The sequence below is a fragment of the Pedococcus sp. P2_E5 genome (assembly GCF_056403895.1).
Genome location: NZ_JBFUEP010000032.1, coordinates 32,431 through 53,091, shown reverse-complemented (window position 1 = coordinate 53,091; position 20,661 = coordinate 32,431). Strand labels below are relative to the sequence as shown.

18 protein-coding genes and 1 riboswitch are annotated in these 20,661 nt (G+C 71.9%); of the genes, 6 read left to right on the top strand and 12 right to left on the bottom strand.

The window, feature by feature from the left end; translation table 11 throughout:
- Positions 1 to 55 precede the first annotated feature (55 nt).
- From AC1DVZ_RS12515 to dnaK, 4 genes are read right to left on the bottom strand one after another with little or no spacing between them, the layout of a single operon-like run.
- On the bottom strand, positions 56 to 511 hold the full coding sequence (locus tag AC1DVZ_RS12515) for a heat shock protein transcriptional repressor HspR (RefSeq protein WP_477618526.1): 456 nt from the start codon (positions 509 to 511) through the stop codon (positions 56 to 58).
- A gap of 20 nt (positions 512 to 531) precedes the next feature.
- The gene (locus tag AC1DVZ_RS12510; protein WP_477618525.1) at positions 532 to 1,554 is read right to left on the bottom strand and encodes a DnaJ C-terminal domain-containing protein; all 1,023 of its coding nucleotides are present in this window, start codon (positions 1,552 to 1,554) and stop codon (positions 532 to 534) included.
- 47 nt (positions 1,555 to 1,601) lie between these two features.
- Positions 1,602 to 2,270, bottom strand: coding sequence for a nucleotide exchange factor GrpE (gene grpE / locus AC1DVZ_RS12505; protein WP_477618524.1), 669 nt, complete (start codon positions 2,268 to 2,270; stop codon positions 1,602 to 1,604).
- On the bottom strand, positions 2,267 to 4,183 hold the full coding sequence (dnaK, locus tag AC1DVZ_RS12500; RefSeq protein WP_477618523.1) for a molecular chaperone DnaK: 1,917 nt from the start codon (positions 4,181 to 4,183) through the stop codon (positions 2,267 to 2,269). The genes grpE and dnaK overlap by 4 nt, the downstream gene beginning before the upstream one ends.
- A gap of 242 nt (positions 4,184 to 4,425) precedes the next feature.
- On the opposite strand from dnaK, the gene AC1DVZ_RS12495 reads away from it, so the two are divergent.
- Positions 4,426 to 5,847 (top strand): sensor histidine kinase, encoded by a 1,422-nt coding sequence (locus AC1DVZ_RS12495; protein WP_477618522.1) that lies wholly within the window; start codon positions 4,426 to 4,428, stop codon positions 5,845 to 5,847.
- Here the strand turns inward: AC1DVZ_RS12495 and AC1DVZ_RS12490 are convergent.
- Together AC1DVZ_RS12490 and AC1DVZ_RS12485 are read right to left on the bottom strand one after the other, a co-directional pair.
- Positions 5,813 to 6,514, bottom strand: coding sequence for a response regulator transcription factor (locus AC1DVZ_RS12490; protein ID WP_477618521.1), 702 nt, complete (start codon positions 6,512 to 6,514; stop codon positions 5,813 to 5,815). The genes AC1DVZ_RS12495 and AC1DVZ_RS12490 overlap by 35 nt on opposite strands.
- Entirely contained in the window at positions 6,495 to 7,316 is an 822-nt protein-coding gene (locus tag AC1DVZ_RS12485; protein ID WP_477618520.1) for a phosphatase PAP2 family protein, read from the bottom strand. The genes AC1DVZ_RS12490 and AC1DVZ_RS12485 overlap by 20 nt, the downstream gene beginning before the upstream one ends.
- Before the next feature lie 172 nt (positions 7,317 to 7,488).
- Here AC1DVZ_RS12485 and AC1DVZ_RS12480 point away from each other — a divergent pair, with 172 nt between their 5' ends.
- The 3 genes from AC1DVZ_RS12480 (at position 7,489) to AC1DVZ_RS12470 (ending at position 10,493) form a co-directional block, all read left to right on the top strand.
- A complete protein-coding gene (locus AC1DVZ_RS12480; RefSeq protein ID WP_477618519.1) occupies positions 7,489 to 8,547 on the top strand; it encodes a lysylphosphatidylglycerol synthase domain-containing protein in 1,059 nt (352 codons plus the stop codon).
- A complete protein-coding gene (locus tag AC1DVZ_RS12475) occupies positions 8,544 to 9,728 on the top strand; it encodes a glycosyltransferase family 4 protein (protein ID WP_477618518.1) in 1,185 nt (394 codons plus the stop codon). Before AC1DVZ_RS12480 ends, AC1DVZ_RS12475 begins: the two co-directional genes overlap by 4 nt.
- A 123-nt stretch (positions 9,729 to 9,851) precedes the next feature.
- Entirely contained in the window at positions 9,852 to 10,493 is a 642-nt protein-coding gene (locus tag AC1DVZ_RS12470) for a DNA-3-methyladenine glycosylase family protein (RefSeq protein ID WP_477618517.1), read from the top strand.
- On the opposite strand, the gene AC1DVZ_RS12465 is transcribed toward AC1DVZ_RS12470, so the two are convergent.
- Genes AC1DVZ_RS12465 through AC1DVZ_RS12455 form a run of 3 tightly spaced genes read right to left on the bottom strand, consistent with a single transcriptional unit; the run spans position 10,480 to position 15,588 of the window.
- Complete coding sequence (locus tag AC1DVZ_RS12465) at positions 10,480 to 12,573, bottom strand: elongation factor G-like protein EF-G2 (RefSeq protein WP_477618516.1); 2,094 nt, start codon at positions 12,571 to 12,573, stop codon at positions 10,480 to 10,482. The genes AC1DVZ_RS12470 and AC1DVZ_RS12465 overlap by 14 nt on opposite strands.
- A 53-nt stretch (positions 12,574 to 12,626) precedes the next feature.
- Positions 12,627 to 14,870: an ATP-binding cassette domain-containing protein gene (locus AC1DVZ_RS12460; RefSeq protein ID WP_477618515.1), complete on the bottom strand. Its 2,244-nt coding sequence runs from the start codon at positions 14,868 to 14,870 to the stop codon at positions 12,627 to 12,629.
- A 31-nt stretch (positions 14,871 to 14,901) separates the two neighbouring features.
- Positions 14,902 to 15,588, bottom strand: a complete 687-nt coding sequence (locus AC1DVZ_RS12455; protein WP_477618514.1) for an ECF transporter S component — start codon at positions 15,586 to 15,588, stop codon at positions 14,902 to 14,904.
- Between the two features lie 89 nt (positions 15,589 to 15,677).
- Positions 15,678 to 15,780, bottom strand: a riboswitch (TPP riboswitch).
- Positions 15,781 to 15,896: 116 nt separating this feature from the next.
- Here AC1DVZ_RS12455 and AC1DVZ_RS12450 point away from each other — a divergent pair.
- Positions 15,897 to 16,175, top strand: coding sequence for a DUF4235 domain-containing protein (locus AC1DVZ_RS12450; protein WP_477618513.1), 279 nt, complete (start codon positions 15,897 to 15,899; stop codon positions 16,173 to 16,175).
- 59 nt (positions 16,176 to 16,234) lie between these two features.
- On the opposite strand, the gene hutI is transcribed toward AC1DVZ_RS12450, so the two are convergent.
- Genes hutI through AC1DVZ_RS12435 form a run of 3 tightly spaced genes read right to left on the bottom strand, consistent with a single transcriptional unit; the run spans position 16,235 to position 19,961 of the window.
- The gene (hutI, locus tag AC1DVZ_RS12445) at positions 16,235 to 17,404 is read right to left on the bottom strand and encodes an imidazolonepropionase (RefSeq protein ID WP_477618512.1); all 1,170 of its coding nucleotides are present in this window, start codon (positions 17,402 to 17,404) and stop codon (positions 16,235 to 16,237) included.
- On the bottom strand, positions 17,401 to 18,756 hold the full coding sequence (locus AC1DVZ_RS12440; protein WP_477618511.1) for a formimidoylglutamate deiminase: 1,356 nt from the start codon (positions 18,754 to 18,756) through the stop codon (positions 17,401 to 17,403). The genes hutI and AC1DVZ_RS12440 overlap by 4 nt, the downstream gene beginning before the upstream one ends.
- Positions 18,753 to 19,961 carry an allantoate amidohydrolase gene (locus tag AC1DVZ_RS12435; protein ID WP_477618510.1) on the bottom strand — a complete coding sequence of 403 codons (1,209 nt, stop codon included), beginning with the start codon at positions 19,959 to 19,961 and terminating at the stop codon, positions 18,753 to 18,755. Before AC1DVZ_RS12435 ends, AC1DVZ_RS12440 begins: the two co-directional genes overlap by 4 nt.
- A 169-nt stretch (positions 19,962 to 20,130) precedes the next feature.
- Here AC1DVZ_RS12435 and AC1DVZ_RS12430 point away from each other — a divergent pair, with 169 nt between their 5' ends.
- Complete coding sequence (locus AC1DVZ_RS12430) at positions 20,131 to 20,604, top strand: aminoacyl-tRNA deacylase (protein ID WP_477618509.1); 474 nt, start codon at positions 20,131 to 20,133, stop codon at positions 20,602 to 20,604.
- Positions 20,605 to 20,661: the final 57 nt, after the last annotated feature.

The following is a 20,661-nucleotide window of genomic DNA, read 5'->3' as shown; positions in this document are numbered from 1 at the left end:
CACCCACAGCCCTCAACCCCCAGCCCCGGGTGAGGGCTCTCGCCCAGGGTTGTCGTCAGTGCGACGTGGGGCGCCAGACGACCAGCGCCTGAGACCGTTGCAGGCGGGGTCGCTGGCCCGCGCGCACGGCGATGACGTCACCGGTGGGGCCGACGGCGAAGACCCGCGAGGCGGGGCGGATCCCCGCAGCCAGGCGCGCCCGCTCCAGCTCGTCGGAGAGCTCGAGCACGCGGCCGCGCAACGCCGCCACCTGGTTCTCGAGCTCCAGGATCCGCTGGATGCCGGCGAGGCTCACGCCCTCTTCCTGCGACAGCCGCTGCACCTCGCGGAGCATGGCGACGTCACGACCGGAGTAGCGACGGCCGCCGCCGCGGGTCCGCGACGGACTGACCAGCCCGAGCCGGTCGTACTGGCGCAGCGTCTGGGCGTGCATGCCGGCCAACGTGGCCGCGACGGAGATCACGAAGATGGGGGCATCGTCGTCCGGGGAGAAGCCTCGCAGCTCTGTCATCGCGCCTCAGTCATCGCAGGTCACGCCCTCGCGTTCGCGAAGAGCTCGGCCCTGGGATCGAAGCCCTCATCCAGCGACTGCAGCGTCTCGACGGCGGTCTTCGCCTCGTCCGACAGTCGTTGCGGCACCACCACGGTGACGCGGACCATGAGGTCGCCCGGCTTGTCCTTCAGGGGCACGCCCCGCCCCTTGAGGCGCAGCACCCGGCCACTGGGGGTGCCAGGGGCCACCCGCACCTTGACGGCCGACCCGTCGAGGGTCGGCACCGAGACGGTGGCCCCCAGGGTCGCCTCGGCAAAGGTCACCGGCAGGTCGATGGTCAGGTTGTCCCCGTCGCGGCCGAACACGGGGTGCTTGTCCACGGTGATGGTGAGGATGAGGTCGCCCGGCGTTGCCCCCCTCTCCCCCGGCTGGCCCTTGCCGCGGAGCCGGATCTTCTGACCGTCCTTGACCCCAGCGGGGATTCGGGTGGTGATCTGGCCGGCCCCGTTGGTGCTCAGCGTGACCGTCGCACCCTCCACCGCATCGCGGAAGGACAGACTCGTGCGAGCAGTCAGGTCCGCGCCCTTGCGCGGTCCCTGCGGCGCGCGGAACCCAGCCCCTCCGTATGCCGGGCCGGCACCTGCCCCGAACATCCCCCCGAGCAGGTCCTCGAGGTTGGGCTCACCTCCACCGCCACCGGTGGAGTACCGCACCCTGCTGCCACCGCCGCGCCCCGCGCCGCCGCCCCCGAACATCGCCGAGAACACGTCGTCGAAGCCCCCGGCGCCGCCGCCCGGACCGCCCGCGGTGAACCGGGCGCCACCGTGTGCCATCTGCCGGACCGCGTCGTACTCGCGGCGCTTCTCGGCGTCCGACAGGACCGAGTTGGCCTCGCCGATGTCCTTGAAGCGCTGCTCGGCCGCAGCGTCCCCCGCGTTCTGGTCGGGGTGGTGCTTGCGGGCGAGCTTGCGGTAGGCCTTCTTGATGGCTGCGTCGTCAGCATCCTTGGGGACACCGAGGATCGCGTAGAAGTCCTTCTCGAACCAGTCCTGGCTAGCCATGTCGGCACCCTCCTCTCAGCTGCGTCGTGCCCTGGATGATCCTGTGCCTACTCAGGATCGGCCACGGCGACGCGCGCCGCACGCAGGATCTGCTCGCCGGCGCGGTAGCCGGGCTGCAGAACCTGCACGACGGTGGTCGAACCGGTCGGCTCGACGGAGCCGTCCTGCGGCCAGGCGGTGTGCATGAGCGCCTCGTGCAGGGTGGGGTCGAACTCCTCGCCGATCGCGCCGTAGCGCTGCAGCCCGAACTTGGTGAGGGTGGACTCGAGCTTGTCGGCGATGGCGGAGAACGGCCCCTCGGTGAGGTCGCCGTGCTCCCGCGCCGCGTGGATGTCGTCGAGCACCGGCAGCAGCGCCTCGATCACCGACTGGGCGGCGCGCTCCTGCACGACGGCCCGGTCGCGGTCGACGCGACGCTTGTAGTTGACGTACTCGGCCTGCAGCCGCTGGAGGTCGCTCAGGCGTTCCGCCGCCAGGAACGTGTCCGGGTGGAGGTCCGCGGCCGAGGTGTCGGCCGCCGCCTCGTCGGCCGACGGGCCGGCAGCCGCCGGGATCTCGCCTTCGGCGGGCACGCGCTCGTAGCCGCCCTCGCCGGCATCGCTGTCGTCGAGGATGTCGCCCTGGAGGGGGGCCGCCTCGGCGGTGGTGGGCTCGACCGACTCGTCGGCGCCCACCACCTCCTCGGCACCCTCAGCAGGCTGGTGCTGCTCGGTCACTTCTTGTCCCCGTCGGTCTCGTCGTCCTCGACGACCTCGGCGTCCACGACGTCGTCGTCGGACGCACCCTCGCCGGCGGAGCCGGCGCCATCGGCGCCCTCGGAAGCTGAACCGTCACCGGAGGTGCCGGCCTGCTCGGACTCGGCGGCCGCGGCATACATCGCGGTGCCGAGCTTCTGCGACTCCTCGGAGAGCTTCGAGGTCTTCGCCGAGATGTCCTCGGGCGTGGCGCCCGACTCCGGCTTGAGGGCCTCCTTGAGGTCCGCGAGCGCGGTGTCGACGTCGCCGCGGCCGTCGGCCGGGAGCTTGTCGGCGTTGTCACCGAGGAACTTCTCGGTGGAGTAGACGAGGTTCTCCGCGGTGTTGCGGGCCTCGGTCTCCTCACGACGCTTCTTGTCCTCCTCGGCGTGCGCCTCGGCCTCCTTGATCATCCGCTCGATGTCCTCCTTGGCGAGGGCCGAGCCGCCGGAGATCGTGATCTTCTGCTCGACGCCGGTGCCGCGGTCCTTGGCGGACACGTTGACGATGCCGTTGGCGTCGATGTCGAAGGTGACCTCCACCTGCGGCACGCCACGGGGGGCCGGGGCGATGCCGGTCAGCTCGAAGGTGCCGAGCTGCTTGTTGTGCTGCGCGATCTCACGCTCGCCCTGGAAGACCTGGATGAGCACGCTCGGCTGGTTGTCCTCCGCCGTGGAGAACACCTCGGAGCGCTTGGTCGGGATCGCCGTGTTGCGCTCGATGAGCTTGGTGAACAGGCCACCCTTGGTCTCGATGCCGAGCGAGAGCGGCGTGACGTCGATGAGCAGGACGTCCTTGCGCTCACCCTTGAGGACACCGGCCTGCAGGCTCGCACCGACGGCGACGACCTCGTCGGGGTTGACGCCCTTGTTGGGCTCCTTGCCACCGGTGAGCTCCTTGACGAGCGTGCTCACGGCGGGCATGCGGGTCGAGCCGCCGACGAGGACCACGTGGTCGATGTCGGCCAGCGCGATGCCGGCGTCCTTGATGACGTTCTGGAACGGCTGGCGGGTCCGGTCGAGCAGGTCCTTGGTCAGCTGCTCGAACTGGGCGCGGCTGATCGTCTCCTCGAGGTGGATCGGGCCGTTCTCGGACATCGAGAGGTACTGCATCGACACGTTGGTGCTGGTCGAGGAGGAGAGCTCCTTCTTGGCCTGCTCCGCCGCGTCACGCAGGCGCTGCATGGCGATCTTGTCCTTGGACAGGTCCACGCCGGAGGTGTTCTTCACGGTGGTCAGGAGGTGGTTGACGATGCGCTCGTCCCAGTCGTCGCCGCCGAGCTGGTTGTCACCGCTGGTCGCGCGGACCTGGATCGTCGAGAAGCCGTCGTCGGGGTCCTTGCCGACCTCGAGGAGGGACACGTCGAAGGTGCCACCACCGAGGTCGAAGACGAGGATGAGCTCGTCCTCCTTGCCCTTGTCGAGGCCGTACGCGAGGGCCGCGGCCGTGGGCTCGTTGATGATGCGCAGGACGTTGAGGCCCGCGATCTCACCGGCCTCCTTGGTGGCCTGGCGCTCGTGGTCGTCGAAGTACGCGGGGACGGTGATGACCGCGTCGGTCACGACCTCACCGAGGTAGGACTCGGCGTCGCGCTTGAGCTTCTGGAGGATGCGGGCGCTGATCTCCTGCGCCGTGTAGGTCTTGCCGTCGATCTCCGGGGACTCCCAGTCGCGGCCGATGTGGCGCTTGACGGAACGGATCGTCCGGTCGACGTTGGTGACGGCCTGGCGCTTGGCGATCTCGCCGACCAGGACCTCACCGCCCTTGGAGAACGCCACGACGGACGGGGTCGTGCGACCGCCCTCCGCGTTGGCGATGATCGTCGGCTCCCCGCCCTCGAGGACGGCGACAGCCGAGTTGGTGGTACCGAGGTCGATGCCGACCGCACGTGCCATGGTGAATCTCCTGTGTCTGGGTTGGTGCTGGGTTGAGTTGCCTGCACTCAAGTTAGGAGCCGGTATGCCGTGTGGCAAATCGAGGCGCCAAACTTGCGTTCACCCGACTCAACTTCGTGCGGCGCGTGAGTGTTCCCGAGACGAGGAACTTTTCTGTTCCGAGGATTCTGGCGTTCGGGAGCGCTTGCTGCTCAGCGCCTCTTCAGGTGACTGCGAGGTCCCGCAGGTAGAGTCCGGTCCGCATGACCCGACCCGCCGCGGTGTGCGCCCGGCAGCTGCCCACGAGGGGGACCGACGTGAAGCGTTGGCGGTCCTGGTCGCTGCAGCGACGAGTCCTCGTCGTCGCAGCCGCGGTCGCGGTCGTGGTGCTGGTGCTGGGCCTGACCGCGTTCGCGCTGACCCTCGACCGCATCCTGTACAGCTCGGCCCAGGATGCCGCCCGCGTCCAGGCGGCCCAGGTGGCGGCGGTCGTGGGCGACGGGGAGGCGCCGGCCCGGGCCGCCCTCCAGCAGATCCCGGGCCAGGGCTCGATCCTGCAGATCATCGAGCGCCACGGCGGCGTCGTGGCCTCTTCCGAGGTGGCCCAGCGGGCACCGATCACGAAGCTGCGCCCCGCTCCCGGCAGCGTCGCGGTCGACCAGGTGACCGGCATACCGGGAGAGACGGGCGAGCCGCACGCCATCGTGGCGCAGGGCGTCCGGGATCCCGGCGGCGCCGAGTTCGTGGTGGTCGTCGGCGCTCCGCTCGATGTCGCCACCAACACCGTGCAGATCGCGACCGGCCTGCTGGCCGTCGGGGCGACCGCCATGCTCGTGCTGCTGCTGTTCCTCATCTGGCGCATCCTGAGGCAGGCCCTGCAGCCGGTGGAGCGGATCCGCAGCGAGGTCGCCCGCATCACGCGGGTCCGCGGTCGCGGTCACCTCACCGTGCCGCCCTCCGGGGACGAGATCGCCCGGCTCGCCGAGACCATGAACCTCATGCTCGACCGGTTGGAGCAGGCGGACGCCACGACACGGCGGTTCGTCAGCGATGCCTCGCACGAGCTGCGCAGCCCGCTGGCCACGATCATCGCCGCCATCGACGTCGCCAACCGCGCCACGACCCCCGATCCGGCCCGCGACGAGGTCATCGCGTCCGAGGCGCTGCGCATGCAGCGGCTCGTCGACGACCTGCTGACGCTGGCGAAGGCCGACGACGGGCTCCCCCTGTCGTTGCGGGAGGTCGACGTCGACGACCTGGTGGACGTCGAGGTGCGGCGGCTGCGCGCCACCGTGGAGTTCCCGGTCACCGCGTCGATCGCGGCTGCCCGCGTGACCGGCGACCCGGCACGACTCAGCCAGGCCATCCGCAACCTCGTCGACAACGCCGCGCGGCACACCACGGGTGGCGTCGACCTGGGCGTGGAGGTGGTCGACGGCGACGTGGTGGTGACGGTGGACAACGACGGCCCCCCGATCCCCGAGGCCGAGCGGCAGCGGGTGTTCGACCGCTTCGCCCGGCTCGAGCAGGCGCGTGAGCGCGACCGTGGTGGCAGCGGTCTCGGGCTGGCGATCGTCCGCACGGTCGTGGAGGCCCACGGCGGCACGGTGCAGGCAGGCGTCTCCCCGACAGGTCGGTGCCGGTTCGAGATCAGGCTGCCCCGGGACCCCGGCCCGACGACGTGACCGGCATGAGCCGGTACCCCATGCCGCGCACGGTCTCGACCGACGTCACCCCGAAGGCCGAGTCGATCTTCCTGCGCAGGTAGCCCACGTAGACCTCGACGATGTTCTCGCTCCCGTCGAAGGCCGGGTCCCAGACGTTCTCGAGGATCTCCGCCTTCGACAGCACCGCTTCGGGGTGGCGCATCAGGTAGTGCAGCACCGCGAACTCGCGCGCCGTCAACGAGATCTGGTGACCGGCACGGCATACCGTGCGCTTGGTGGGGTCCAGCTCGAGGTCGCCCACGGTCAGCGTGACGGGTCGGGCGGGGGCGCCACGGCGCACGAGCGCGCGCAGCCGGGCGACGAGGACCACGAAGCTGAACGGCTTGGTGAGGTAGTCGTCGGCGCCGAGCTCGAAGGCGTCGGTCTGGTCGTACTCCCCGTCCTTGGCGGTGAGCATCAGGGTCGGCGCCCAGATCTTCAGGGAGCGGATGTTGCGCAGGACGTCGTAGCCGTTGCGCCCCGGCAGCATGATGTCGAGCACGATCACGTCGTAGGGGTTCTCGGTCGCCATCCACTGACCGGTGACGCCGTCGTGCGCCACGTCGACGACGAAGCCCTCGTTGGTCAGGCCGCGGCGCACCGTCTCGGCCAGGGCCACCTCGTCCTCAACGAGCAAGACGCGCATCGAACCTCGCCCCTCTGTTGGTCGATCGAGTGTCGGTGGATCGAGTGTCGGTGGACCGCGGGCCTTCAGCGTAGGGCTGGGGGCCCGGTCGGGCCGGATCCTGCAGGCGCCTCTCGACCAGCATGACGGCCGCCGCGGTCACCGACAGGACGCAGACGGCCAGGGTCCATCCGGCCAGCACGTCGGTCAGCCAGTGGTAGCCGAGGTAGAGGCGGGTCGCCCCGATGGCGGCGCTGGTCGCGACCCACCCCGACAGGACGAGCCAGCGCCGGCGCGCGCTCGGGGCTCCTCTCAGCAGCAGACCGGCGACGAGCCCGAAGAAGACCGTGGAGAAGGCCGTGTGCCCGGAGGGGAAGGAGTACCCGGAGTCGAAGACGCCCAGCATCACCGAGGCCGGGGGGCGAGCGCGGCCCACGACGTGCTTGAGCGCGAGGGTCAGCGCGGCGCCGACCACCGTGGCGCTGCCCACGACGGCGGCGGCAACCCGGTCCCGCCGTCGGACCACGAGCCAGCCGACGACAGCCAGGGTCAGCAGGCCGATCGAGATCTCGCTGCCGACCGCGGTCACGACCTGGGCCAGCACCGTGAGGACCGGGGTCCGGTGGCTGACGACCGCCTCGGTGACGGCGGGATCGTGGGCCGAGAGGTCGCCGCGCTCCCCAGCCCCGTCGGCGAGCCCCACGGTGGCCAGCGCCGCGGAGGCGGCGGCCACGGCACACGCCACGAACCGGCCGGGGAACGCGACCGAGGGGACTGACGGCCTGCGTCCGGCCGATGACGGCAGGGCGGCGGGGTGGCTCATGGGGGAACTCCTCCGGTGTTCGGGTGACCAGTGTCAGGCGCGGAGTCTGAGCGATTCCTGAGGAACCTCATCGGAGGAACCGGCCACGACCCGTCTCTCAGGAATGGCTCAGGGTCGGGACGCCATGGTGGTCGCGGTAGCCACAGCGGTTACCGGCTAGCGAGGGGACGTCATGGCAGCACTGGCAGCGCCGACGACCCCGCGGGCCACGCCGTCCGGGCGCGCCACGCTGCGCGCGGTGGCCGCAGTCGTCGTCATCGGCGCGATGTTCGGGTGGGTCGTCCCCGCCCTCGCCGGAGCCCGGTGGTCCGCGATCGGCGGCGTGCTCGCCAGGGTCGGGCCACCCCAGCTCGTCGTCCTCGCGGTGGTCTGGGCGGCTGGCCTCGTCGCCCACTCCTTCGTCCTCACCGGCGCCCTCCCCGGGCTCAGCCGACGCCGTGCGCTGACCCTGAGCCTGACGGGGAGCGCGGTCTCGAACATCGCCCCGATGGGCGGGGCACTCGGGGTGGCGACCAACCTGGCGATGGTCCGGGCCTGGCGCTTCCGCGAGACCGCCTTCGCCGCGTTCACCATCGTCACGAACATCTGGGACGTCCTCGCCAAGCTGCTCCTGCCCGTCGTGGCCCTCACCGCCCTCGTCCTCGCGGGCCACGGCGCGGGCCACTTCGTGCGAACCACCGCAGCGGTCGCCGCGCTGCTGCTGCTGGCAACCCTGGCCGCCGTCCTCGGGGCGCTGCGCAGCGAACGGTCCGCCAGCCGTTCGGTCGGCGCCGTGGTGCGGGTGCTCCGCGCGCTGCTGCGCGGTCGGGGCGAGCGCTGGTTCCTGGGCGCCACCCGCATTCTCCTCGAGACGCGTGGCCAGGTCCTTGCCGTGGCATCGAGGACGTGGCCGCAGCTGACCGCGGGGATGGGCACCTACGTTCTCCTCCAGGGGGCGCTGCTGTGGGGGTGCCTGCATGTGGTCGGGGCCACCGTGCCCTGGTATGCCGTGGTGGCTGCTTTCGCCGTCGAGCGCCTCCTCTCGCTGGCGGTCCTCACGCCCGGCGGCGCGGGAACCGCCGAGGCGGGGACGGTCGCGGCGCTGGTCGCCCTCGGCGGTGACCCGCTGGCTGTGACGTCCGGCGTGCTGCTCTACCGGGGGTTCATCTTCCTGCTCGAGATCCCCGTCGGCGGGGTGTGGCTCGGGGGCTGGCTGGTGGCCCGGAGCCGCACGACACGGGTGGTGCGATGAGGATCCTGCACGCCACCGACACCTACGCCCCCACGGTGGGTGGCATCGAGGTGATGGTCCACGACCTCGCCGCCCGCCAGGCGGCCGAGGGGCACCAGGTCACCGTCCTCACCCGGACAGCGGGGCCGACCGGTGTGGGCTCGAACGGGGTGACTGTCGTGCGTGACGTCCGCGCCGCGTGGACGTTGGCATCGGAGGCGGAAACCGTCCACTCCCATGTGTCGGCCATCTCACCACTCGCCCTGCGGACCGCGGAATTTGCTGCTGCACAAGGGATTCCGGTCGTGTCGACGGTCCACTCGATGTGGACGGGCACGTGGCCGCTGTACCGCGCGACCTCGGCCGTTCGGGGTTGGGGCGACCTGCCGATCCAGTGGGCAGCCGTGAGCGAGGCGGCGTCCGACCCGCTGCGCCGCGCCCTGCCAGGGCGCCGCGTGCTGGTCCTCCCGAACGCCGTGGACACGGCGCTGTGGGCGCCCGCCACGGCGGCCGCGCGGCATACCGGCAGGTCGGCAGCGCACGGTGGGCGGGTCACGGTCGTCAGCGTCATGCGGATGAAGGGTCGCAAGCGGCCGCTGCAGCTGGTTGCCGCGCTGCGGCAGATGCGTGCGGCCGTCCCGGCCGATGTCGAGGTCCGCGCGGTGCTGGTGGGCGACGGTCCCCGCCTCGGCCAGGTGCGGCGGAGGATCTCGAGCTGGGGGATGCAGGGCTGGGTGGAAGCGCCCGGAGCCCTGTCGCACCACCAGATCCGGGCCCTCTACGCAGGAGCCGACGTGTTCGCAGCGCCTGCCACGCTCGAGTCCTTCGGGATCGCAGCACTCGAGGCCCGGGCGTCCGGTCTGGCCGTGGTCGCACGAGCCGGGACCGGGGTCGCCGACTTCGTCGCCGACGGCGTGGAGGGGCTGCTGGCGTGTAGCGACGCCGAGCTAGCTGCGCACCTGGCACTGCTCTGCACGCACGCCGATGTGCGGACTCGCATCCAGCGGCACAACGCGACGGTCCGCCCGGCCTACGACTGGTCGGACGTCCTGTGGCGCACCGAGTACGCCTACGACGCGGCAGCCGACCTCGCTGCCGGGCCACAGCACACCGTCCCTGCGGGGACCTCCCACCTCGCCCGATCCCGGCGCGACCGATCCCCTACGGTCGCGGCCCGTGAGGTCGAGGGCGAGCCAGCCTGAGCGGGTCCCCTGCCCGCCGGCTGGCGGGTGGCGTCCGGCGGKGGTGTCCTTCCGCCGGACGCCACCTCTGGGTCAGACGTGCCGTGACTCGGGGCCTCAGCGCCTCTCGGGTAGCGTCGCGACGTGGACGACGACCTCTTCGCGCGGACGGTGGCGGGCCTGACGGCGGACGACCCCCACCTCGCCGAGCTCGTCGCGACGCACGGGACCCCTGCCCTGTGGTTGCGGCCGACGGGGTTCCCGAGCCTGGTGCTGTTCATCCTCGAGCAGCAGGTCTCGCTCGCCAGTGCCGCCGCGGCCTACCGGAAGGTCGTGGAGCGGATCGGCGATCTCACCCCGGGCGCCCTGCTTGCCAGCACCCCCGAGGATCTGCGCCTCGACGGGGTGTCCCGCCAGAAGGACCGCTACCTGCGCGCCCTCGCGACGGCGGTCGAGACGGGTGACCTGGACCTGGACGGACTCGCGGACCTCGACGACGCTGCGGTCCGTCACGCACTCACGGCGCTGCCCGGCATCGGCCGCTGGACCGCCGACGTCTACCTGCTGGCCTGCCTCGGGCGGCCCGACCTGTGGCCCGTCGGCGACCGCGCCCTCCAGGTGGCCGCCGCCGAGACCCTCGGGCTCGACACCGTCCCCGACCAGGCTGCCCTCAACGAGCTCGGTGAGCGCTGGCGACCGCACCGCTCGACCGCCGCACGACTCCTGTGGCACGGCTACCTCGTGCGTCGCGGCCGGGTCGAGACCCCCAGCGTCAGCCGGCCGTGACCTCCCTGGCCAGGGCCGGAGGCATGTAGTCGTAGCGGACGAAGCTGCGGGTGAACGTGCCGGTGCCGTGCGAGACCGATCGCAGGTCCACCGGGTAGCGGGCCAGCTCGTGCGCCGGCACCTCGGCGTGGATCAGGGTGCGCCCCTCGACCTGCGCCGGTTCGGTGCCGTGCACCTGCCCCCGGCGTCCGCGGAGGTCCGCGAGTACCCCACCGACGGCGTCGTCGCTGACCTCGATGTGCACCTCGTCGACGGGTTCGAGCATCGCGACGGTCGAGTCGTTGGCGGCTTCGCGCAGTGCCATGCCGGCCGCGGTCTGGAAGGCCATGTCGGAGGAGTCGACGGAGTGGGCCTTGCCGTCGACGAGGGTGATCCGCACATCCACCACCGGGTAGCCGGCCAGCACCCCCTTCTCCAGCTGTACGCGTGCGCCCTTCTCCACCGAGGGGATGTAGTTGCGGGGTACCGCGCCGCCGACCACCTTGTCGACGAACTCGATCCCGGCCCCTCGCTCCAGTGGCTCGATCTCGAGGTGGCACACGGCGTACTGCCCGTGACCGCCGGACTGCTTCACGAGTCGACCCTGGACCTTGGTGGGTCGCACGAAGGTCTCCCGCAGGGACGTCCGCACCGGCTCCACCTCGACCGGCACGTGGTAGCGCGACTCCAGCATCGCGATGAGCTGGTCGACGTGGGCCGGCCCCATCGCCCAGAGGACCAGCTGGTGGGTCTCGGAGTTGTGCTCGAGCCGCATCGTGACGTCCTCGGCGACCAGTCGCTGCAGGGCCGTGGCCAGCTTGTCCTCGTCGCCCTTGGAACGGGCGTGGATCGCGACCGGCAACAGCGGGTTCGGCAGCACCCACGGCTCGACCAGCGCAGCCCTGTCCTTGCGGGACAGCGTGTCGGACGTCTCGGCGCCGGAGAGCTTGGAGACCACGACGATGTCACCGGCGATCCCGGCGCTGACGGGTCGGGTCTCGTCGCCCACGGGGGCGGCGAGCGGCCCGATGCGCTCGTCGTCGGTGTCGTGGTCGGCGTGCTCGTCGACGAGGTGGGTCGCGAAGTGCTGCAGGTGCCCCGAGATGTGCACCGGATCGTCGGGCCGCAGCGTCCCGGAGAACACCCTGACCAGGGACTGCCGACCCACGAACGGGTCGGTCGTCGTCCGCACCACCTCGGCCACGAGCGGACCATTCGGATCGCAGGTGACGGCACCGAAGTCCCCACCCGCGGACGTGTAGACCGTAGGCACCGCCGCTCCCACCGGTGAGGGAAATCCCTTCTCGCACAGCTCGATCAGCGACTCGATCCCCACGCCCGTTGGCGCATGCGTCGGCAGGATCGGGAAGAACCGGGCCGTGGCGACCGCCGTCCGCAGGTCGCCGCCGATCACCTCGGTGTCGATCTCCTCGCCCTCCAGATAGCGCTCGAGGAGCCCTTCGTCCTCGGACTCCTCGATCACGGACTCGATCAGCTCACCACGCTGGGCGTCGATCAGCTCACCCTCGTCGACGCTCGGCTCCCTGTCGGCCTCACCGCCTCCCGGCTGCTGCTCGGTCACCGTTCGACGCAGCAGGTTGAGCAGACCCGTGACCGAACCGTCGACCATCAGCGGCAGGGCCAGCGGCTCGGCGTCGCCGAACGCGCGCTGGCACGCGTCCACGGTCGCCTCGAAGTCCGCCCGCGCCTGCTCGAGGCGCGTGATGACGACCGCACGCGGCATACCGAGGGCGTCGCACTCACGCCAGAGCAGCCGGGTGGGCTCGTCCACACCGTCGGCCGCGGAGACGACGAACACGGCCGCGTCGGCGGCCCGCAGGCCGGCGCGCACCTCGCCCATGAAGTCAGGGTGACCCGGGGTGTCGAGCAGGTTGATGGTCACGCCACCGCTCGGGACCGACGCGGCCATGAGCGACAACGTCGCCGCCGAGTCCCCCTCACGAGCGCGGCGGCCCGGGATCCGAGCCGCCACGAACTGGTCGAACAGGGCCGTCTTGCCGGCTCCGCTCGACCCCACCAGCACCACGTTGCGGATCTGCTCGGGCGAACGGGGACCCGCAGCGTCGCTGACACGGTTCATGGGTTCACCTTGCTCCGGTCACCCATTGCGCACAAGACCCGGGCGACAGCGGGTCAGCGCCAACCGGCCGCCACCACCACCGGCAGCAGGCTCGCCACGACGACCAGCCAGTCCGCACCGCGCCAGGGCGCCGGGGCCGCCCACGTGCGTCGGTATGCCGTGGCGAACCCGCGGGCGTCCATCGCGACGGCCAGCGTGGCCGCGGCCTGGAGGGATCGCACGAGGATCCCGATGGTGAGGGCCCACAGCTCGGCCAGCACGGACCGGGGCGACCGCGCCGTGGCGCCGATCCCTCGCACCCGACGGGCCCGCGCGATCTCCGCCCAGATCTCGCCGAAGGTGTGCACCCGCTGCAGTGCCGCCGCCACGGCCACCACGGGACGGGCGGGCAGCCGCAGCCGTTGGCCGAGGTGGTCGCCGAGGGCGTCTGCGTCGACGTGCTGGATGAGCACCGCCGAGGGCAGCACGATGATGAGCACACGCAGTCCCGCGGTGAACGCGGTGTCGAGGTCGTGGCCGCCCAGCAGCCACGTCGACCACGCCACGGACRGGGCGCCCAGGAGTCCGGGGCCCAGCCGCAGCAGCACCCCGCGCAGCCGACGAGTGGGCGCTGGTCCGTCGCCGGGAGCCCACAGGGCCAGCCCGGCGAGCGCGACCTGCACCGCGAGCACGACCAGGCTGGTGGACCACCGCGGCGAGGCCACGCCCGCCGGGATCGCGAGGCTCGCCCCCGCCATGAGCGACAGCGGGCCGGCCCGCGCCACCAGCGGACGTCGACGGGCGGGCTCGGGCGGTGGCTGCACGGGCCGGTCGATCGTCGTCACCGCGTTCGCCCGGGTGATGACGGCGTCGTCGTGCGTGGTCAGGACGATGGCCGAACCCGCGTCCCGCAAGCCCTCGACGATGCCCATGACCGCGCCCCAGGTGAGCCGGTCCTGGCCGACTGTGGCTTCGTCGGCACAGACGAATTCCGGCTGGTGGACCACTGCGGACGCCATGGCGAGCCGGCGCTGCTCCCCGCCGGAGAGGTGACGTGGATCGGCCTGGGCGAGGGGGGCCAGGCCCAGGTGGTCCAGGAGGGCCCGGGCGCGCTCGAGCGCCTCGGACTCGACCAGGCCGACCGCTCGCGAGGTGGTCATCACCTCGTCGAGCACCGTGTGGCTGACGATCGTCGAGCTCGCCCACTGGGGCACCCAGGCCACGCGGCGCGCCAGGTCGAGGGTGCCCAGCTCGTGCGGGTCGCGCTCCCCGTCGACCGCGAGGTCGGGCCGCAGCCGCACCTGACCGGCCTGCCGTCGCAGCAACCCGGCCAGCGCCAGCAGGAAGGTCGACTTGCCCGCGCCGCTCGGACCCACGAGCGCGTGCACCTGCCCCGCACGAGCCTGGAACCACTGGTCCTGCACCGCGACGGTGGTGCGGGTCGAGCCGTCGAGAGCCCGCACCGACCGGGTGATGGTGACCTCGGCCGCGTCCAGGGTGAGCAGATTGGCACCGGTCGACGACGTCTCGAAAACACCAGCGGGTATGCCGCGTGGTTGCGGGTCGGGGAATCCGGGCACCCAGATGCCCTGGGCTGCAAGGGACTCCCCGTGCTGCGCGAGGACGGCGAGTGGTTCGCCGTCGGCTGCGACCCGCCCGCTGGAGTCGAGGACGACGAGCCGGTCGACGACGTCGAGCCAGGGACCGAGCCGGTGCTCCACGACGACCGTCGTCAGCCGGCGGGACCGCGTCACCTCGTCGACGGTCCTGCGGACCGAGTCGGCGTTCGCGGGGTCGAGCATCGCGGTGGGCTCGTCCAGCAGCAGGACCGTGGGCTCGAGGGCGAGCGCCCCCGCCAGGGCCAGCCGCTGCTGCTCACCACCCGACAGGGCGTACGTCGGAGTGTCCTGGGGCAGGTCGAGGCCCACCGCGTCGAGCGCGGCGGTGACGCGCGCGGGCATGTCCGCGCGCGGCATACCGATGTTCTCGAGGCCGAAGGCGACGTCGCGGCCGACCGTGGCCGACACGATGCCCGCGCCCGGCTCCTGGAGGACGAGGCCGACGTCGCCGGCCCGCTTTCCGGGAACGGCGCCGTCGAGCAGCACGGTGCCACCGCGTTCACCCGAGTCGGCGACCTCGAGCACCCCGGCAAGCCCACGAAGGAGGGTGGACTTGCCGGAGCCGCTCGGGCCGACGAGCAGGACCCGCTGTCCCGGAGGGATGTCGAGGTCGAGGCCGGGGATGACCGGTTCGCGACGGCCGTACGGGCGCCACGTCAGTCCTCGGACCTCGAGGTGCCCGGGTGCGGGAGCCGCCACGGGCTCAGCGGGCCGGACCGTGCCCGGGTGTTCAGACAGCGCGTGACTCCCGGGCTTCCTGTCCAGCGGGGAAGGCGCCGAGGCCGCCTGCCGAGGCCAAGGCCTTGGTCAGCGCCCAGCCGCCGAGCCCGGCGATGACGACGCCCGAGATCGCGAAGCACACGACGTAGAGCGCCTGCCAGCCGAACGCCCAGTCGCGGTAGTACTTGAGCACCTCGTAGACGGCCTCGAAGACTCCGCTCAGGGCGCCGGCCATGGCCGCTACCGTCCAGCCGAACCGGCGGTACAGGAAGACGGCCAGGATGAGCTCGGCGCCAAGGCCCTCAAGCACCCCGGAGTAGAGGGTGTCGATGCCCCAGGCGGTGCCCGGAATCATCGAGACGAGGGCGGCGACCACTTCGCAGAGCAGGGCTGCTCCGGGGCGGCGAACGACGAGTCCTCCCACGACTCCGGCGATGAGCCAGGGACCGTAGATCAGCGACGACAGGGGAGCGAACACCGCACCCAGGGCGTCGGCGGGGACCTTGTAGGCGATGCCCCAGCCCCAGTAGGCGACACCGAAGGCGGCGCCGAGGAAGGCGATGGTCAGCAGGTCGACGGTGCGCCAGCCGGCCAGGGGGCGGCTGGCCAGGATGCTGCCGCGGCGGGCGGTGGGTTGGTCGGCCTTGGCCGGGGTGGTGGTGTCGGCCGAGGTGGCCGGGGTGTTGGTGGTGCTCATGTGTTCTTCTCCCGTGGAATCCGGTGGATGCCTCGAGGAGACCCCACGCCGGGAGAAGACACCTGTGGTGGCGCACTTCGCCCGACAGGTGTCTGAGATTCTCGACTCCCTACGCCGGTGCGAACCGGATCAGGTGTGAGGGTCTGCGGTCTCCCGCACTCTCAGCGCTTGCGCGCTCCCCTGTCGTTACCCGTCGAACCATACTCCTGGGTGTGGCAGGGTGGAGCCGCAGGTCAGCGGCAATTTCGCGCGGCCGTGGGCGACAGGTCCGCAACGCGTGAGCAACGGGTAGGGAAGAGGTGTGCGACATGGGACCACTGGTGTGGCGAGTGCTGGGGACCGGATCGGCGGTACTCGCGGGTGTCGTCGCCAACAAGCTGGTCACCACCGTGTGGAAGAAGGCCGGCCGCGACGCCGTCGTCGACCCGCGCGACCCACGCACCCCGTGGAAGGACGCCATCGCGTTCGCCGCGCTGACCGGACTGGCGGCTGGTGCTGCCCGGGTGATCGCGACCCGCAAGGCTGCCGAGTACTACGAGAAGTCAGCCGGACACCTCCCCAAGGCGATGCAGCAGGGCGACGCCTGACGGGTCGACCTGCCGGTGCGTCGCCGGGGCCCCTGCAGCCCGGTGTGCCCGACGGATGGTCAGGCGGGTAGTTCGAGGGCCTTGGCGATGGGGACGCCCGCACGGTAGGACAGGTGGACGTGTGACGGCGCGTCGAGGACGGTGAGGTCGGCTCGCGCTCCCACCACGATCCGTCCGATGTCATTGCGCCGCAAAGCCTTCGCCGATCCCGTCGTCGCCGCGAGCACGGCCTCTCCAGGCGTCAGGCCCATCTCCCGCACCGCCAGGGCGATGACGAACGGCATCGACGACGAGTAGCAGGTGCCCGGGTTGCAGTCCGTCGCGAGCGCGATCGAAACCCCGGCCCGCAGCAGTGCCCCGGCATCGGGGTAGGGCGAGCGCGTCGAGAACTCCACCCCGGGCAAGAGCGTCGCCACCGTGGTGTCCGCGGCGGCGGCCAACGCGTCGAGGTCGGCGTGCGAGAGGTAGGTGCAGTGGTCGACGCTGGCCGCTCCGAGCTCGACCGCCAGCTGGACGCCGGGTCCGTGGCCCAGCTGGTTGCCGTGCACCCGCAGCTCGAGTCCCGCACCGCGTCCGGCGAGCAGCACGGCCCGGGCCTCGTCCTCGGTGAACGCGTGGGCCGAGTGCGGTTCGCAGAACACGTCGATCCACTTCGCGTGCGGGGCAGCCGCCTCCAGCATCGGCCCGGTCACGAGCTCGAGGTAGGTCGCGCGGTCGTCGGCGTACTCGCGCGGCACCACGTGGGCACCGAGGAAGGTCGTCTCCGGGGTGAACTCCCCGGCGATGCGCAGCGCCCGCGCCTCGTCCTCGATGGTCAGGCCGTAGCCGCTCTTGATCTCGACGGTCGTCGTCCCCTGGGCGCGCATCTCGGCGACCCGGAGTGCGACGAGCGCCCGCAGCTCGTCGTCCGAGGCAGCCCGCGTGGCGGCCACCGAGACTCCGATGCCACCGCCGTCGTAGGGCGAGCCGGCCATCCGCGCGGCGAACTCGTCCCCGCGGTCCCCCGCAAAGACCAGGTGGGAGTGCGAGTCCACGAAGCCGGGCAGCACCGCCCGTCCACCCACGTCGACCTGGTCGTCGGTCATCGGCGCACCCGACGCCGGGCCCAGCCACGCGACGTGTCCGTCCTCGATGACCACCGCGGCGTCACGGAGGAGGCCCAGCCCGTCAGGAGTCGACCCGTCGCAGGTGACGAGCTCGGCGATTCCGGTGACGACGGTGCTGCTCACTGGTGCTCCCTCACGTCGGACAGCGACTTGCCGAGCAAGGCTGCCACGTCGCCCAGCCGGTGGCGTCCCGCCTCCACCACCGTGCTGCCTCCGACCACCACCCGGTCGACGTCGGATCTCGTGGCGCAGTAGAGGATCTGGCCCGCCTTGGCGCCCGCGGTGTTGACCGTGTCGGTGCGGACCACGACGAAGTCCGCCACCGCCCCCTCCGCGATGACACCGGCGTCCTGCCAGCCGAGGCTGCGGTAGCCGTCCGCGGTTGCCGCCCTCAGCAGCTCATCGGGGGTGAACCGGCCGCGCTCGTTGCTGGCGAGACGTTCGTGCATCTCGAGCCCGCGCACCTCCTCGAACGGGTCGATGACGGCATGCTGGTCCGAGCCGAGCGACAGGCGCGCACCCGCAGCGGTCAGCGCTCTCGCGGGACCGATGCCGTCAGCGAGGTCGCGCTCCGTGGTCGGGCAGAAACAGGCCGTCGTGCCCGACTCGCCCAGGAGACTGATGTCCCGGTCGGACAGGTGCGTCGCGTGCACTGCGCTGAACCTCTCGCCGAGCAGACCGGCGTCGTCGAGCAGCTCGGTGGGCGTGGCGTTGTAGAACATCTGCGTCGCGAGGTTCTCGGCCGGCTGCTCGCTCACATGGGCGTGCACGGTGCGACCGCGGGTCACCTCGGCCATGGCCCGCAGGTCGTCGCGCGGCACCGCCCGCACCGAGTGGACGGCCGCGCCGATCCGCGTCGTGGCGTCCGGAGCCAGGGCAGCCACGCGGGTCGCCCACGCGTCGACGTCGCCGTCGCTGAACCGCCGCTGCACCTCGTCCAGTGGCAGGTGCCCGTCCCCGGCCAGGCCGCCTGCCAGGTAGCACGTGTCGAGGAGGGTGAGCCGCAGGCCGGCGTCGCGCGCGGCCTCGATGAGCGCCTCCCCCATCGCGTTGGGATCGGCGTAGCGGCGGCCACCCACGTCGTGGTGGAGGTAGTGGAACTCCCCGACGACGGTGATCCCGGACAGCACCATCTCGGCGAACACTGCCCGGGCCAGGGCGAGGTAGGTGTCCGGAGTGAGGTGCCGCGTGACGGCATACATCTGCTGTCGCCACGTCCAGAAGTTGCCGCCGTCTCCGTGGGTGCGCCCGCGCAGGGCGCGGTGGAAGGCGTGGCTGTGGGCGTTGGCGAAGCCCGGCAGGACCACTCCGTGCAGCCGTTCGTCACCCGGTTCGGGGCGGGCCCGGTGCACCCCGGCGAAGACCCCGTCGACCACCTCGAACCGCACCCCCGTGGCCAGTCCGGTCGGGAGCCAGGCGTGTTCGGCCCAGTAGTGGCTGGTCGCGCCTGAGGTGGTCACGCCTGAGGTGGTCACGCCTGCGCCCCCGCCAGGTCCTCGAGGACGGCGGTCAGGGCCGCCACCCCTTCGAGGCAGTCGGAGAGCTCCGCGTGCTCCTCCGGTGAGTGCGAGATGCCCGTGGGGTTGCGGACGAAGAGCATGGCGGTGGGGATGCCGGCGTTCGCGAGGATGCCGGCGTCGTGCCCGGCCCCAGTGCCCAGGACGGGTATGCCGCCGAGCCGGGTCCCCAGCCGCGCGCTCAGCGAGGCGTCGAAGGGCGTGGAGGGCGTCCACGACTCCTCGGTGATCCGTCCGCCCGACTGCTCGACCATCGAGCTGATGTCGGCGACCGCGCGGCGCACGGCCCGTGGGCTGGCGCCCCGCGCGTCGAGCCAGCCGGTCACGGCGCTCGGGATGGCGTTGACCCCGCCGGGTGTCACCACGACCTTGCCGATGGTCGCGACGCAGCCGTGCGTGATGGCGGCTTCGCGGGCGGCGAGAACGGCCCCGGCATATCCGAGCATCGCGTCGTGGCGGTCCTCGAGCCGGGTGGTGCCCGCGTGGTTGGCCTCGCCCGTGAAGTCGAGCCGCCACCTGCCGTGCGGCCAGATGTCACTGCCGACGGCAACGGGGTGCTCGAAGTCCACCAGCCCACGACCCTGCTCGACGTGGAGCTCGACGAAGCTGCCGATCCGGCGCATGGCGTCGTCATCCCGACCGATCTGGTGCGGGTCACGACCGGCTGCCTTGAGCGCGTCAGCCATGGTGGTGCCCTCGGCGTCGGTGAGGCTGCGTGCCCGACGGGCGGTCATGGCTCCCGTGATGACCCGGGAGCCGGCGCACGCCACGCCGAACCTGGCCCCCTCCTCGTCGACGAAGTTCACCACGCCGATCGGCCGGGAGGGCTCGAACCCCTTGTCCCGCAACACGTCGATGGCCGCCAGCGCGCTGACGACCCCCAGCGGACCGTCGAAGGCACCGCCGTCGGGGACGCTGTCGAGGTGCGACCCGGTGACGACGCCCTTGTCCCCCTGGGCGGCCGCCGCGTCGGGGTCACCCCACCACGCCCACTGGTTGCCCATCCGGTCCTCGGTGAGGTCGAGCCCGCGCGCGGCGCACTCGCCGCTGAACCACTCGCGCAGGTCGTGGTCCTCACGGGTCCAGGCGAAACGTCGGTAGCCACCTGACTGGGCGCTGCGTCCGACGGGCTGGAGGTCAGCCCACATCGACTCGAAGCTCACGGTGCCCTCTCTGGCGGCGGCGGCAGGACTGGCGCGGTCCGCGGTGGGGCGCAGACCGACGACCAGACCATTCCACACCAGCGGACGCGATGATGTGGGGGCTCCCCCACCATTCCGTCTCGGATCACAGACAGGCACGGCGAGGAGGAGCGGCGGCTAGGCTCTCCGCGTGACTGACGATGGGGCGGTGCGCGCTGCGGCAGCTCTGGAGCAGAGCGGCATCGAGCACACCATCACGCGCCACGGCCGGGTCAGCTCGCTGGAGGAGGCGGCCGCGGCGCGGGGCGTGGAGCCGGGCGACATCATCAAGACCCTCGTGGTGCGGCGCGCGGAGGACGACTACCTGTTCGTCCTGGTGCCGGGTGGGCGAGAGATCTCCTGGCCCAAGCTTCGCGCGCTGCTCGGGGTGAACCGGATGTCGATGCCCGACGCCGCGACCGCCAAGGACGTCACCGGCTACGAGCGCGGCACTATCACGCCGTTCGGCTCGCTGACCGCCTGGCCGGTGGTGGCCGATGCCACCGTGTCCGGTCGGCTCATCTCCATCGGGGCCGGTGCCCATGGCGTCGCGGCCACGGCGCAGGCCGACCACGTGTTGCGGGCGCTCGACGCCCAGGTCGCGGACGTCACCGAACCGACCTAGCGGTCGGCCGCCACATCCCACGACTCCACTGGCCCGTCCACCACGCGGAAGAGCGGG